This window comes from Rhizobium croatiense (assembly GCF_019793465.1).
Lineage (GTDB): Bacteria > Pseudomonadota > Alphaproteobacteria > Rhizobiales > Rhizobiaceae > Rhizobium > Rhizobium croatiense.
The window spans coordinates 90,856-105,443 of the sequence record NZ_JAILYJ010000003.1 but is presented as its reverse complement, the minus strand read 5'-3'; the positions used below and the strand labels follow the sequence as shown (position 1 = coordinate 105,443).

Below are 14,588 nucleotides of genomic sequence, written 5' to 3'. Positions count from 1 at the left end.
GCCCCTGACCGGGAAAGCCCGGCACGAACGTGAAAAAGGCCGGTTTCCCGGCCCTTTCTTATGCTGCCTCGTCGATTGCCCATTTCCGGAGAATTTTCGCGGCGCGTTCCTCGTTGATCTCGACCATGCGGGAGAGCTTGCGTTCCGGGCCTTCCTTGACACGGCGGTTGAAGTTGCCGTCGTCGTCGCCGAGGCTGAGCAGATCCTCGGTGCTGTCGAAGCCGAAGTCGGATCCGAAGCCATCCATGAGAGCGCCTCCGGGCGCGCCTGCCGCCGGCGCGAAGTCCGGAAGCTCGAGGCCGGCCGCTTCCGGCGTGGCGTCGCCGAGAACCGCGCCCGCACCGTTGCCGCTGACGCTGCGGACCAGCGGACGCAGGCCCATCCAGACCACCACGAAGGCGACCGCGACGAAGGCGAGCGAGTTGATGATGCCGGCAAGATTGCGGCTCAGCATGTCCATGACCCGGACACCGCCGGTGGCGTCTTCGAGCAGCTGATTTTCGAGGAAGTCCATGGCCGTGACGGTGACGACGTCGCCGCGCTTGGCGTCGATGCCGGCGGCCGAAGCGACGATCTTCTGCATTTCGGCGAGATAGGCGTCGACCTTGGCCTGATCGGCAGGCTCGCCGACCATCTTGGCGATGCGGCCCTTGTTGACCACCACGGCGATCGACAGCTTTTCGACCTTATAGCTGTTGCGGGTCGTCGCCGTCGTCTTGCTGTTGATTTCGTAGTTGGTCTGCTCTTCGCGCTTGTCGGACTTGTCCTGCGATTCCGGGCCGCTGGCGCCGCCGGCGTCGGGGGCTGCCTGCGGAATGTTCTGTTCGACCGTCGTCGCACTGTCGGACTGCTTCTGTTGCGACTGCTGGGCTTCCTTCGTCGAGCGCACCGAGCGTTCGACCTTGGATTCGGGATCGTAGGTCGTTTCCTGGATCTGCTGGGCGTCGGTATTCAAGTCGGCGGTGACGCTGGAGCGGAAGTTGTCCATGCCGAGGAAGGGTGCGAGCGCCTTGTCGATGTTGGATTCGACTTCCTGCTGAACGTTCTGGACGATGTTGAGCGAGCGGTTCAGAGAGCTGTTGCTCGCCTCGTCGCCGGACGCGAGCAGTTGGCCGGCGGAATCGAGAATCGTCACGTCATCGACGTCGAGCCCCGGCACGGCCGAGGCGACGAGGTGGCGGATCGAAGTCGCAGCGCCGCGCCCGGTGGCCGCACTGGCGCGGATCATGACGGAGGCCGTCGGTTTCTGCTCCGCCTTGCGGAAGTTCCCGACCTCCGGCATGACGATATGGACGCGCGCGGCTGTTATGCCCGAGATCGACTGGATGGTGCGGGCGATTTCGCCTTCCAGCGCGCGAACCCGCGTCACTTCCTGCATGAAGGAGGTCAGGCCGAGCGAGCCGACATTGTCGAAGAGTTCATAACCGGCATTGGCGCTGTTCGGCAGGCCGCGCTCGGCAAGCAACAGGCGGGCCTTGCCCGTCATGCCCGCCGGGACGGTGATGCTGGTGCCGTCCGTGCCGACCTGGAAATCGACGTTGGCTTCGGCAAGCGCCATGCTGATCTGGTTGAGATCGGGAGCGTCGAGACCGACGTAGAGCGTTTCCTGAGCCGGTTTGTTGACGAAAAGGGCAGCCGCAAGGACGATTGCAATGGAAACGGCGCCGACGCCACCCAGAATCATCAGGCGCGTCCGGCCCAGGGCACCAAAGTTCTTAAAGATCTGAACTAATTGATTTAACAGATTCATTCTGTTCTCGCACGATCCGTCAAAGACAAAGCAGGCTTATTGCCTCATCTGACGAATAATCGGCGAAACTTGTGCGAGCGTTTCGTCAAGAGCGCGCGAGAGCGAAAGGCTCAAGCCCGTCATGCAGCGATTTTGCGAGAACGACCTCGGTGAAACGAAGGCCCAATGCGGGAGAAGCGACGCTGTAGGATAGCGCGCGTTAGAAGAAATCGAAGTCGCCGGCCGCCTTGCTCAGCGGCTGGGAATGGCCGTGGCGGGTCGCGCCGCCCAGCGCCTTCTGCATCTCCGCCAGCTTGACGAGGCTGAGCGCGGTTGCGACGTCGACGGTCCAGCCGAGCGGGATTTCGCCGGTGATGGTGTCGATGAATTCGGCGAGGCCGCGCGATTTCTGCACCGCCAGATCGATGCCCTGCATGACCTTCATGGCGTCAGGCGAATTCAGAACTTCGGCGCCGCCGAGGTCGAGAAGCTGCGGCTCGATGCGCTCGATCAGATAGGCGACATCGTGCAGTTCGGACACGATGCGCATCAGGATGTCGCTCAGCGCTTCCACTGGCGCGGGCGGCTCCATTACCGGAGTAAATGTCATATCAAAATCCTCGCCATCAAAAAAATTCGATACTGGTTTCGGCGGGCTTCTGCGGAGCGGCGGGACGCTGCTCGAGAGCGACGGTTCTCTGGGTTTCGGCGCCGGTCAATGGATATTGCCGGGCACGACCGGAGACCGGCCAATATTCGAGCTTGCGCCCATGCTCTCCACCTGTGGACGAGCCGACCACCGGAATGCCTTCATCCCTCAGGAACTGCATGGCGAAGGTCGCGTTCTGCTCACCGACGTTGGAGAAGGTCGAGATCGTCTTGGCGCCGCCGAAGATCTTTGCCTCCAGCCGGTCGCGCCGGGCGCCCTGCTTCAGGAGACCGTTGATCAGCAATTCCATCAGATGCACGCCGTAGCGCGTGGCATCCCCGCCTGATGTCGGCGACGTCGCCGAACCGGGCAGCAGAAAGTGGTTCATGCCGCCGATGCCGGCGACAGGGTCTCTGAGGCACGCAGCCACGCACGAGCCGAGAATGGTCGAGAGGACCGCATTCGGATCGCTCAGAACCTTATACTCGCCTTGAATAATGTGCACGCGGCGGGCTGCCCCCTCAGTGATCATTTCAGGGCTCCAAACACGGCTTCGATGGCCGCTTTCATCTTCTCGATCGTGAACGGCTTGGCGAGCACGTTGTTGGCGCCGAGCTGGGCGGCCTTCTGCACCAGCGCGCGATCGCCCTGGGCGGTGAGGATGATGAAGGCTGCCTTCTTGGTGTTCGGGTTGGTGCGCACGGCCTGAAGGAAGCCGATGCCATCCATCTTCGGCATGTTAAAGTCCGAGATCACCAGATGGTGCGGCTGCTCGGTCATGATCTTCATGCCCTGTTCGCCGTCGCCGGCCGACGTGATCTGCTTGAAACCGAGCTGTGTCAGCGCGTCGCTGAGCAGCAACCGGCTCGTTACCTGATCATCGACGATCAGAACTTTGATTTTCTCCGCGATCGACATTTTATTCGGTCCCTTCCTTTCGGGCGGCTGTCATTTTCAATATTTCCTCACCGATGGCAGACAGTGGCAGCTGCTGCTCAACGGCGCCAAGTTCGTGCGCAACCCTTGGCATTCCGTAAACGACACAGGTTTTTTCGTTCTGGCCGAGGGTTCTGGCGCCGGCGTGACGCATTTTCAACAATCCGGCGGCGCCGTCGCGGCCCATCCCGGTCAGAATCACGCCAACGGCGTTGCGGCCGGCCAGTTCCGCAACAGAATCAAAGAGCACGTCCACCGAGGGGCGGTGACCGTTGACCGGGGCGCGGTCGACGAGGCGGCAGCACGGCGCCGTAGCGCCGGTGACCTGGAGATGACGTTCGCCTCCGGGCGCCAGATAGATCTTGCCGATTTCCAGGCGGGCGCCGTCGGTCGCTTCCTGCACCACCGGCGCGCAGAGGCGGTTCAGCCGTTCGGCGAAGCTCTTGGTGAAGGTCGGCGGCATGTGCTGGGTGATGACCGTCGGCGGGCAATTGGCCGGGAACTTCTGGAGCACGGCAATCAGCGCCTCGACGCCGCCCGTCGACGAGCCGATCGCGACGATCTTGCGGCCGACGCGGAAATCGGCGACGGAGGGCGGCGGCGCGACGGCAGCCGCCGGTTGGGAAAACTGGCGCTGCGTGCGGGCGGCCGCCTTGACCTTCTCGGCGAGGTCGCCGAAGGGCCTGGGTTCGCCGGGACCCGGCTTGCCGACGCAATCGAAAGCTCCGATCTCAAGTGCTGCAAGCGTCGCCTCGGCGCCGCGATGGGTCATCGTGGACACCATGATGACCGGCATCGGGCGCAACGTCATGATCTTTTCGAGAAAATCGAGGCCGTTCATGTTCGGCATCTCGATGTCGAGCGTCACGACGTCGGGGTTCAGCCGCTTGATCGCCTCGCGCGCTTCCAGCGCGTCACCGGCCTGGCCGATGACGTTGACTTCGGGGTCCGAACTCAGGACGGCGGTGATCAGACCGCGCATCGTCGGCGAGTCGTCAACAACGAGAACCCTTGCCGGCGCGCTCATGCCTTCCTCCCGAGACCCTTGGCCGCGTAGCGATAGGTCGTGATGCCGATATTGTCGAAGACGTGTTTCGCCTCGCCGGACACGCGCTCGGAATGGCCGATATAGAGATGGCCGCCTTCCGGCAGCAGACCGGCGAAACGCTGCCAGATCTTCATCTGCGTCGGCTCGTCGAAATAGATGACGACGTTGCGGCAGAAGATGACGTCGAACTTGCCCTTGAACGGCCACTGCGCCATCAGGTTCAGCTCGTTATAGGTGATCAGCCGCTTGACGCGGTCGTCGACCTGAAATTTCCGTCGGCCCTGCACCTCGACTTCGCTGAACCATTGCTTGCGCATGGCGGGCGACACGGTTTCGAGCGCGGTTTCGTCATAGGCGCCGGCGCGAGCGATCGCGAGGATCTTCGGGTCGATGTCGGTCGCCAGGATCTTGAAGTCGTAGTCGGCGACGTTCGGCATCAGCGACAGCACGGTGAGCGCGATCGAATAGGGTTCCTGCCCGTCGGAGGAAGCGGCCGACCAGATGCGCACTCTGCCGCCGGCCCTCGCCCGCTGCAGAAGCTCCGGCAGCACATGATCGCGCAGATGCTCGAAATGATGGTTTTCGCGGAAGAAGCGGGTGAAGTTGGTCGTCAGATGCGACAGCATTTCGCGGCGCTCCGCCGCACCCGCCGGCGAAGCGACGAGTTCGCAATATTCCCGGAAGCCGGACAGGCCGAGATTGCGGATATGCTTCGACAGGCGCGAATAGACGAGCGAGGCCTTCGTCTCGTTGAGGAAGATGCCGGCATCCGAATAGATCATGGCGGCGATTTCCGTGAGGTCGCGGCGCGTCAGCGGATATTCTCCGCTCGCTAGCACCTCGTCGGCCCCCTGCCTCTGATCTTTTGCGCCCATTGCACTCATGCGGCTTCGCTTTCGGTGTCGGAGAAGAGGGATTCGAGTTCGATCAGGCAGATCATACGTTTGTCGATGGCGAGAATGCCGCGGGCGAATTGACGCTCGATCTCGGAGGAGATCTCCGGGGTCGGCTGGATGGTCTCGTCGGTCACCGTCAGGATATCGGACACGGCATCGACCAGCAGGCCGACGACCTTGCGGCGGACCTGGGCGACGATGATGACATGACGGGCGGTCGGATCGGCCGGCTTCATGCCGAGGCGGGCGGCAAGATCGATGATCGGCAGCACCGCGCCGCGCAAGTTGATGACACCAAGCATATAGGCAGGCGAGTGCGGCATCGCGGTCGCCGGGGTCCAGCCCCGGATTTCGCGAACCGACATGATGTTCACGCAAAATTCCTGATCGCCGATACGGAACGCGATCAGCTCGCGGTCCCCTTCGCTCAGGCTTTTTACGGTGTACGACATTGCCTTACCCTACTGCTGCTAACGACATTTCCGCTTTCAGCGACTGGCCGCGCGAAGCGCCGACAACCGCGTCGACATCGAGGATCAGAGCCACGCGGCCGTCGCCGAGGATGGTGGCGGCGGCAATGCCCGGTACGTGGGTGTAGTTGGCTTCCAGGCTCTTGATGACCACCTGACGCTGCCCCTGGATGGCATCGACCATCAGGGCGCGCTGGCCGCCGCCTTCGGATTCCACCAGGAGCGCCACGCCTTCCACAGGATTGGCCTGGGTCGCGCGGAAGTTCAGGATGCGGCCGACATCGACCAGCGGGCAGAAAGAGTTGCGGATCGAGATCAGCCGGTGGTTGGCGCCGAAGGAGTGGATCGCCGCAGCTTCCGGCTGCAGGGTTTCGACGATCGCGGTCAGCGGTACGACCAGCGTCTGGCCGGCGACGGTGACCACCATGCCGTCGAGGACGGCGAGCGTCAGCGGCAGGCTCATGGTGAAGACCGAGCCGTGGCCCGGCTTGGACGTGATGTTGATGCGGCCGCCGAGCGCCTGGATCGAACGCTTGACGACGTCCATGCCGACGCCGCGGCCGGAGATGTCGGAGATCTTGTCGGCGGTCGAGAAGCCCGGCAGGAAGATCAGGTTGTCGATTTCCTCGTCCGAAAGATTGGCGTCTGCCGGGATCAGGTCGTTGTCGATCGCCTTCTGGCGAACCTTCTCGCGGTTGATGCCGGCGCCGTCGTCGGCAAGCTCGATCAGGATGCGGCCGGAACGATGCTTGGCGGTGAGACGGACGGTGCCTTCGGTATTCTTGCCGGCGGCCGCGCGCTTTTCCGGCGTCTCGATGCCGTGGTCGACGGCATTGCGGATCATGTGGGTCAGCGGCTCGGCCAGCTTGTCGATGACCGTCTTGTCGACTTCGGTGTTTTCACCTTCGGTGATCAGGCGGATCGACTTGCCGGTCATGTCGGCGATTTCGCGGACGATGCGCGACATGCGCTGGAAGACCGGCTTCACCGGCTGGGCGCGGATCGCCATCACCGAGTCCTGGATCTCGCGGGTGAGCTGCTGCAGCTCCTCGAGGCCCATGTTGATCGAGGAGGTCCCGGTGGTGTCGTTCTCGATGACGCTCTGCGACAGCATCGCCTGGTTGATGACCAGTTCGCCGACGAGGTTGATGAGCCGGTCGACGCGGTCGAGATCGACGCGGATCGTCTGGCCGGCGCCGGCGGCATTGTTCTGGGCGGCGGCATTTGCCGCGGCGGCCGCGGCAGCGGCCGATTCCTTCTTCTCGACGCGGGCGGCGGCTGCCGCCATCTGCGTGACGTTGGATGCGGTCTCGGCAGCGGCAACGGCGGCCGTCGCATCGTCGGACCGCGCGGCGGAAACCTGTTCCACGGCGGCCGTCTCGTCGAGGATCGACAGGTCGAAGGGAACCGGCACCATCGGCAGTTCCTCATTGCCGGCCGCGCCGGCGCTTGCTGCCTCGACCGGCTTCACCGTCAGGTCGCAATCCCATTCCGCGAATTCGAAGACGGTGCGGATGGCGTCTTCGCCCTTGTCCGTCTTGATCGTGACGTTCCAGAAGAAATAGGCGCCTTCCGGATCGAGTTCCTCGAGGCCCGGCAGCTCATCCATATTGCAATAGATGGTCATCTCACCGAGGCGCGAGAGATCGCGCAGCAGCAGGGTGGCGTCATTGCCCTTGGAATAGAGCTCGTAACGCGGCTTGAAGGTGACTTCATAGGCCGGCAGGTCGGAGGCCGCTTCGTCGCCGCCGAAATCGTCGAAGGAAAAGGGGATCGGCTGGAAGCCGCTGTCATCGGTGGGTTTGGGGGTCGGCGCCGGAGCGGCCGGGGCCGCCTTTGCCGCGGCCTTGGGCGCAGGCGCCTCAGCGGCGGCCGAGGGGGAAGGCAATTCACCGTTGGCCAGCGCTTCCAGCTCCTTGACGAGGCCGCGGCTGCGGCTCTCATCGACGCTGCCGCCGTCGCGCGCGGCATTGGTCAAGTCGGCGAGCACGTCGGCCGACTTCAGCATCACCTTCAGGACGTCCTGGGTCGGCTCGAGCTTGTTGGAACGAACGCAATCGAGAGTGGTCTCGAACACATGGGCGAAGGCAACCAGATCATCAAGGCCGAAGGCGCCGGCGCCCCCCTTGATCGAATGCACGGCACGGAACACCGCATTGACGGTTTCCGGATCGCGATCGCCATCGTTCATTTTCAGAAGACCGGATTCCAGCTCGGCGAGCTGTTCCTCGCACTCCTGGAAAAAGATCTCTTTGATTTCGTTCATATCCATAGGAGCAAATCCTGGGTTTAAGCGGTTACACGCTCAATTGCATCGATCAGCTTGGCCGGGTCGAAAGGCTTGACGATCCAGCCCGTGGCGCCGGCCTGGCGGGCGCGGTTCTTCTTTTCCGCGTCGCTCTCGGTCGTCAGGACCAGGATCGGGATCGCCCGATATTTCTCGTTGCGGCGGACACCTTCGATGAAGCCGAAACCGTCGAGGCGCGGCATGTTGATGTCGGTGACGATGACGTCAGGATTGGACTCTTCGAGAACTTCGAGACCCTCGACGCCGTCTTCCGCCTGGATCGTCTCGAAGCCGGCATTGTTCAGGGTCACGAGCAGCATGTTTCGGATGGTGCGGGAATCATCCACGGTCAGTACTTTTTTCTTCATTGCCGAATCTCCTTGGCAAGCAGGTGGTCAATATTGACGCCAACCAGCTGCATGGTTTTTTGAAATGCATCGGACACCTGGGAGAAGGTGAACGGCTGCTGGTCCTGCGCCCAGGTCTTCTCGGCGGACATCAGGACCTGTGCGCAAAGAGCACCGATCCGCTCAACGCCGGATGCGTCGATCGAAAGACCGCTGCCCCTGAACGAGAGGAGTTTTTCACGCAAGGCGGAAGCCTCGTTGAGGTCGAGCACCGCTGTCAAATTCAGCCTCTTGCCACTCTTCTTTGCTACCATCAGCTTGTCCTTGTCCCCTTGTCCCCGGCCCGAAAAGATGAGCTGAGGCGATAATCCGATAGGTTAGTAAACATTCCGCCCACCTCCGACGCTTGCGAGCGACTGGGGAAGGCCAAAATCGTCATTTTCATATTCGTCCTCGACCACTGCCGCGCGGGCGTCGGCGTTGATGACAGGCGACGGCGCCACGCGGACCGGCGCCGGCCGGCCGGCATGGGCGTTTTCGCGGGCGATGCGGAAATCGCGCACCGTGCGGCCGAGCTCGAGAATGACGGTGTGGAGATGGTCGGCGCCTTGCGTCGAACGCTCCGCCAGGCCGGCGCTATCGGCCACCTCGGCGCCCAGACCCTTGACGTCCGCAGCCACGCCGTCGAGGCTTGCGGCATGTTCGCCGGTCCTTGTGGCAATGCCTGAAATGGCGGCATTGATGTCGGTGACCTGGCGCACGATGCTGCCGATCGAATCCTGCGTACGGCCGACCATCTGCACGCCGGCGTCGACCTGCGCCTTGGTCGTCGTCACCAGCGTCTTGATTTCGCGGGCGGCTTCGGCCGAGCGCTGGGCCAGTGCCCGGACTTCCTGGGCGACGACGGCAAAACCGCGGCCGGAATCACCGGCGCGCGCCGCCTCGATGCCGGCATTCAGCGCCAGAAGATTGGTCTGGAAGGCGATCTCGTCGATCGCGCCGATGATCTGGCCGATTTTTTCGGCCGACTGCTCGATATCGGCCATGGCGCTGATCGCGCGGCCGACGACCTCGCCGCTTTCCTCGACGGCGGCGCGCGTCGAGGCGGCCGCCTGCTCGGCGGCGCGGCTGTCGGCGGCGCCGTCACGTACGCTGCCGGCAATGCCGGCAAGGGCGGTGGCGGAAAGCTGCAGCCGGTCGGCCTGGCCGGACGCACTGCCGGCGAACTGCCGCGACAGGTCGGCAAGCGAAGCCGTTGCCGCTTCAGCCTTGACCGTGCGTGCGGTGATGTCGGCGAATTCGGCCTGGAGACCATCCAAGGCGCCGTTCAGCGCGGCGGCGATCCCGGCATAGGCGCCATCGGCGTCGACGGGGGCGCGCCGCGTCAGATCGCGGGCGGCCAGGCCTTCAATGACATCGCCGAAGATCCTGACGATCTCGGCCTCATTATCGGCGCGCTGATCAGCAAGCGCGCGGTGCTGGGTGGCGCGCAGCGCATTGAAGCGGAGCGACACGGCGATTTCCACATCGACCATGACGATGCGGATGATCGCCGTCATCAGTTCGGAGATTTCGCGAGTGCGGCGCTTGGCCGACGGCAGCAGCGGCCGGCCGGCGATCTCCTCGGCGAGGCCGGAAAGGACGTGCTCCAGCATGACGCCGTGACCGGCGACGTGCCAGCGCGGGTCGAGGCCCATCTTGTTTTCGGTATCGGAGAGAACCTTGACGCGCTCGGCATAGAGGCTGTCGAAGCGGGCATCCGTCAGCACGTCCCAATGCGAGGACTGCAGATCATGCAGGCGTTCAACCTGGCGCTCGCTCTCGAAATTGCGCGAGGCGTCGGGCAATGACTGGAACCTGTGAAAGAGATCCCTGAGACCTGCCTTCAGATGCGCTTCGAGTGCCGGCCGGTTGCGGCGCACCAATTCGCACTGATCGGCATCGAGACCGGCAAAGCGCAGGCGGTCGCGCAAGCTGCCTGCCTGCGCTCCACGAGCCTGATCTGATGGCATGTCCTGCCCCAATGCCTGTCCCCGACCACATTCCGGGCAAAGCCCGGCTGAAAACTTTCGCAGCATCCAATGAACACGAAGCGTGGGGACGGTCCTCACCACCGGTGAGAACCGGCGGATCGAGCCCCCTGATCAGCTATGTTTCGGAGCTGTCTGAAGAGATGGATACCGGATCAACCGGTACGGCGGGACGGCGTCATGCCTGGTGGGAACGAGTGGATCTTCCCATTCCGACGTGTAACCCAATGTTTATGGTTAATTCCTTGCCTGAAGGTTAATAAGCCTGTCCAGGCGTCGGCTTTTGAAGCAATTCAAGGCAGTTCGCGAGAAATACTGCGGGAGAGTTGCACGGCTGCTACAAGGCACACGCAAGCTCCGTGTTATATGCCGGCCGACAACCAAGACATGACGTCGACAAGGACAGAGCAATGATTGTTCTCGGATTGGGTTCCTGCTTGATCGCAATGGGCGTGCTGGCAGCAATCGCCCGGCTCGATTCCCTCGCGGCAAACCGCGACATCCGCATGCTTCGCGTGTTCTAACGCCCTTCCCCGTTGGCAGTCCGGCGCCTTTGGTGTAATCGCACTCGCGCCTTTCATGTCAGCGGAACACTTAAGTTCATGTCCCCCAGATCTGGTCTCCTCATCGTTCTCGGCTTCACGCTCTGGCGCGTCGTCACGCTTTATTTCGATGCTACGGACCTTTTCGTCGATGAGGCGCAATACTGGTTCTGGGCGCAGAATCTCGATCTCGGCTATTACTCCAAGCCGCCGATGATCGCCTGGGTCATCCGGGCGATGACCGAGCTTTCCGGCTCCAACGACATCTATTGGATCAGGCTGCTCGGGCCATTGATCCACATGGCGGCGGCACTGGTGCTGATGAAGGTGGCGAAGCGGTTCGGCGGGCCGGAGATCGAAGGCTGGACGGGCGCCACCTATATCACGCTGCCCGGCGTGGCGCTTTCCTCGGTGTTCTTCTCGACCGACGTCATCCTGCTGTTCTTCATCGCCATCGCGCTGATTGCCTATTTCGGTCTGACGCAGCGGCGCTCGGTCGGGCTGGCGCTCGTCATGGGCCTCGGGGTCGGCCTCGCCTTCCTGACGAAATATGCCGTGCTGTTCGTCGTTCCGGGCGGCGCACTCGCCCTGCTCCTCATTCCGGCGGCGCGCATCGCCATCCGGGATTTCATCATCGCCGTTGCGGTCGCGGCGGTCGTTGCCTTGCCGAACCTCTGGTGGAACCTGCAGCACGACAATACGACGGTGCGCCATACGCAGGATATCGCCCATTGGAGCGACCTCGGCATCAATTTCCGCCGCGGGCTTGAATTCTTCGCCGCGCAGTTCGGCGTCGTCGGGCCGATCATCTTCTTCTCGATCCTCTGGGCGGTCTACCGCATGATCAAGGGCCGGAGCGACGACCGCGAGAAGATGCTGGTCTGGCTGTCGATGCCGGTGGTGGCGCTGATCACCCTGCAGGCGACGGTCGCCAAGGCCTATGCCAACTGGGCCGTGACCGCCTATGTCGCGGGGACGATCCTCGCCGTCTGGCTGCTTTATCGGCTGTGGCCGAAGGGGCTCAGGCTGTCGCTCACCATCAACGGCGTGGCAAGCCTGCTGTTTCCGCTGGCGACGATCTTTCCGCAGCAGGTGCTGCTGCCGAATGGCGACGAATTGATGAAGCGCTATCTCGGCCGCGCCGAGGTCAGCCGCGAGGCCGCAGCGCTCGCCGATCAGGCCGGCACCGACATCATCGTCACCAACAACCGCGACATGGTCGCCGATCTTTTCTATACGCTGCGCGACGCATCCTACAGGATCTATGCGCGGGCGCCGGCAGACCTTCCAGAGAGCTATTACGAGCAGGAATTCGCCCTGCCCGCCGAGACCGCCGGCAAGGTGCTTTTCCTGACGGACGGTCCCTTCGCCTGCGCGGCCGAAACGCCCGAGGTGCTGAAGAGCTGGCAGCCGACCGCAGGCTACTACAAGGGCAAGACGCTCTATATCTACAAAGTCTCGGCCACCTGCCTGGCGCCCTGAGTCCGGTTTAACCCGGCCGATCGGGAAGGCAAAGGCCAGTGCCCGCGCCTTCGATTTCGACGAACCTGACGCCGCCCTCTTCGAAGGCGAGGCGCAGCTGCGCCTCCGTCGCGCGGTGGATGTCGTGGTGACGTCCCTCGTAATCGCGGATGGTGCTGCGTGAGACGGCAGCCCTTTCGGCCAGGTCGGTCTGGGTCCAGTCGAGCAGGCCACGCGCCGCGCGGCAGAGAGCGGGCGTGAGAATTGTCGCCCTTGCGCCTTGACCCATGATTTCAAGCCACCCATATTGGTTGATATAGACCATATATGTCATATTCAGCGCGGGATTTCCAGATCGGGAGACAGTGATGCCACACGATACGCCCTTGATCTCGACAATCGTCGGCGGCCTCGTGCTGGCTTTCATCTTCGGCGCACTTGCCCATCAGCTGCGCATGCCGCCGCTCGTCGGCTATCTGGTCGCCGGCGTGCTGGTCGGGCCGCATACGCCGGGTTACGTGGCCGACCAGAACCTTGCGCCGGAGCTCGCCGAAATCGGCGTTATCCTGCTGATGTTCGGCGTCGGACTGCATTTCTCGCTGAAAGACCTGATGTCGGTGCGCGGCATCGCGCTGCCCGGCGCCATCGCACAGATCGCCTTTGCGACATTGCTCGGCTGGGGGCTCGGCGCCCTCATGGGGTGGCCGACCGGCGGCAGCCTGGTGTTCGGCCTGGCGCTTTCGGTTGCCTCCACCGTCGTGCTGCTGAAGGCGCTGCAGGAGCGGCGCCTCGTCGAGACCGAGCGCGGCCGGATCGCCGTCGGCTGGCTGATCGTCGAGGACCTTGCCATGGTTCTGGCGCTGGTGCTGATCCCGGCGGCAGCCGGCATCGGCGGCGAAGGTCATGCTCCCGCCGAGCCGCTTTCGGCCGGGCTGAACCGCCTGTTCGGCCTCGATCTCGGCATTGGCGGCATGATCGCCATGACGCTGGTGAAGGTGGCGCTGTTCGTGGCGCTGATGCTGATCTTCGGCCGCAAGCTCATTCCATGGGCGATGCATCGCATCGCCCATACCGGCTCGCGCGAGCTCTTCCGGCTCGGCGTACTGGCGATCGCGCTCGGCGTCGCCTTCGGCGCGGCCAAGCTCTTCGGCGTGTCGCTGGCGCTCGGCGCCTTCTTCGCCGGCATGGTGCTGGCCGAAAGCGAGCTCAGCCATCGGGCCGCGCAGGAAAGCCTGCCGCTGCGCGATGCCTTCGCCGTGCTCTTCTTCGTCTCCGTCGGCATGCTGTTCGATCCGAACATCCTGATCGACAAGCCGCTGCTGATCCTCGCCACCCTCTTCATCATCGTCATCGGCAAATCGGTCGCCGCCTTGCTGATCGTGCTCGCCTTCAAGAGGCCGCTCGGCACGGCGCTGACGATTTCGGCGAGCCTCGGCCAGATCGGCGAATTCTCCTTCATCCTCGCCGCCCTCGGCGTCGACCTTGGACTGTTGCCGGAGGAAGGCCGCGACCTGATCCTGGCCGGCGCCATCATCTCGATCATCCTCAATCCGCTGCTGTTCTTCCTCTGCGACCGCATGCGCCCGCTGCTCGAAGAGGCAAGACGTGAGGAGCGCGCAGCCGAACCCGCTGTGGCACCCGCTGAAGAAGCGGCGGCTGAAGATGACGAGGTGCATCCGAGCGGCCTCCACGGCCACGCCATTGTCGTCGGTTACGGGCGGGTCGGCAGAATCGTCGGGCAGAACCTGAAATCGGCGGGCACGCCCTTCCTCGTCATCGAGGATTCCGACACGCGTATTGGCGAGCTGAAAGCCCAGGGCATCGAAGCTTTCATGGGCAATGCCGCGGCCACGGAGACGCTCGATCTCGCCAATCTGCCGGCGGCGCGCAGCATTGCCATCGCCATCCCGAACACCTTCGAAGCCTGCCGCATCGCCGAGCAGGCGCGTAGCGCCAATCCATCCATTCTCATCGTCGCCCGCGCCCATTCCGACGCCGACGTCGATGCGCTGAAGCAATATGGCGCCGACACCGTCATCATGGGCGAACGCGAAATCGCACTGGGCATGGTTGACCGGCTCGCTCAAGTGCATCATGAGAGTGTGGCCTATGAAGACGATCATGGGCCTGATACAATTGTCCCGACGGATGACCCTCCGCCGGAAAGAGAATGAAAGATTGGCGCGCTTTTGA

General features: G+C 63.3%; 14 protein-coding genes. 2 read left to right on the top strand and 12 right to left on the bottom strand.

Going from position 1 to position 14,588, the window contains the following annotated elements:
• Nucleotides 1-58 precede the first annotated feature (58 nt).
• The 11 genes from fliF to K6M89_RS06080 form a co-directional block, all read right to left on the bottom strand.
• Nucleotides 59-1,750, bottom strand: a complete 1,692-nt coding sequence (gene fliF / locus K6M89_RS06130; RefSeq protein ID WP_097582512.1) for a flagellar basal-body MS-ring/collar protein FliF — start codon at nucleotides 1,748-1,750, stop codon at nucleotides 59-61.
• A gap of 199 nt (nucleotides 1,751-1,949) precedes the next feature.
• A complete protein-coding gene (cheT, locus tag K6M89_RS06125) occupies nucleotides 1,950-2,339 on the bottom strand; it encodes a chemotaxis protein CheT (RefSeq protein ID WP_097582510.1) in 390 nt (129 codons plus the stop codon).
• Nucleotides 2,340-2,355: 16 nt separating this feature from the next.
• A complete protein-coding gene (gene cheD, locus K6M89_RS06120) occupies nucleotides 2,356-2,910 on the bottom strand; it encodes a chemoreceptor glutamine deamidase CheD (RefSeq protein WP_097582508.1) in 555 nt (184 codons plus the stop codon).
• Nucleotides 2,907-3,296, bottom strand: coding sequence for a response regulator (locus K6M89_RS06115; RefSeq protein ID WP_004672258.1), 390 nt, complete (start codon nucleotides 3,294-3,296; stop codon nucleotides 2,907-2,909). The genes cheD and K6M89_RS06115 overlap by 4 nt, the downstream gene beginning before the upstream one ends.
• Nucleotide 3,297: 1 nt before the next feature.
• Nucleotides 3,298-4,341: a protein-glutamate O-methylesterase CheB gene (gene cheB, locus K6M89_RS06110; RefSeq protein WP_097582506.1), complete on the bottom strand. Its 1,044-nt coding sequence runs from the start codon at nucleotides 4,339-4,341 to the stop codon at nucleotides 3,298-3,300.
• Nucleotides 4,338-5,246 (bottom strand): protein-glutamate O-methyltransferase CheR, encoded by a 909-nt coding sequence (gene cheR / locus K6M89_RS06105; protein ID WP_097582504.1) that lies wholly within the window; start codon nucleotides 5,244-5,246, stop codon nucleotides 4,338-4,340. The genes cheB and cheR overlap by 4 nt, the downstream gene beginning before the upstream one ends.
• The gene (locus K6M89_RS06100; RefSeq protein WP_222138780.1) at nucleotides 5,243-5,710 is read right to left on the bottom strand and encodes a chemotaxis protein CheW; all 468 of its coding nucleotides are present in this window, start codon (nucleotides 5,708-5,710) and stop codon (nucleotides 5,243-5,245) included. The genes cheR and K6M89_RS06100 overlap by 4 nt, the downstream gene beginning before the upstream one ends.
• A gap of 4 nt (nucleotides 5,711-5,714) precedes the next feature.
• The gene (locus K6M89_RS06095; RefSeq protein ID WP_097582500.1) at nucleotides 5,715-8,000 is read right to left on the bottom strand and encodes a chemotaxis protein CheA; all 2,286 of its coding nucleotides are present in this window, start codon (nucleotides 7,998-8,000) and stop codon (nucleotides 5,715-5,717) included.
• A 17-nt stretch (nucleotides 8,001-8,017) separates the two neighbouring features.
• Entirely contained in the window at nucleotides 8,018-8,383 is a 366-nt protein-coding gene (gene cheY1 / locus K6M89_RS06090; RefSeq protein ID WP_003570362.1) for a chemotaxis response regulator CheY1, read from the bottom strand.
• On the bottom strand, nucleotides 8,380-8,676 hold the full coding sequence (locus K6M89_RS06085) for an STAS domain-containing protein (RefSeq protein WP_222138779.1): 297 nt from the start codon (nucleotides 8,674-8,676) through the stop codon (nucleotides 8,380-8,382). The genes cheY1 and K6M89_RS06085 overlap by 4 nt, the downstream gene beginning before the upstream one ends.
• A gap of 63 nt (nucleotides 8,677-8,739) precedes the next feature.
• Nucleotides 8,740-10,374, bottom strand: coding sequence for a globin-coupled sensor protein (locus K6M89_RS06080; protein WP_222138778.1), 1,635 nt, complete (start codon nucleotides 10,372-10,374; stop codon nucleotides 8,740-8,742).
• 620 nt (nucleotides 10,375-10,994) lie between these two features.
• Here K6M89_RS06080 and K6M89_RS06075 point away from each other — a divergent pair.
• On the top strand, nucleotides 10,995-12,416 hold the full coding sequence (locus K6M89_RS06075) for an ArnT family glycosyltransferase (RefSeq protein ID WP_222138777.1): 1,422 nt from the start codon (nucleotides 10,995-10,997) through the stop codon (nucleotides 12,414-12,416).
• 7 nt (nucleotides 12,417-12,423) lie between these two features.
• On the opposite strand, the gene K6M89_RS06070 is transcribed toward K6M89_RS06075, so the two are convergent.
• The gene (locus tag K6M89_RS06070; protein ID WP_222138776.1) at nucleotides 12,424-12,729 is read right to left on the bottom strand and encodes a helix-turn-helix transcriptional regulator; all 306 of its coding nucleotides are present in this window, start codon (nucleotides 12,727-12,729) and stop codon (nucleotides 12,424-12,426) included.
• 34 nt (nucleotides 12,730-12,763) lie between these two features.
• On the opposite strand from K6M89_RS06070, the gene ybaL reads away from it, so the two are divergent.
• The gene (ybaL, locus tag K6M89_RS06065; RefSeq protein WP_222138775.1) at nucleotides 12,764-14,569 is read left to right on the top strand and encodes a YbaL family putative K(+) efflux transporter; all 1,806 of its coding nucleotides are present in this window, start codon (nucleotides 12,764-12,766) and stop codon (nucleotides 14,567-14,569) included.
• Nucleotides 14,570-14,588: the final 19 nt, after the last annotated feature.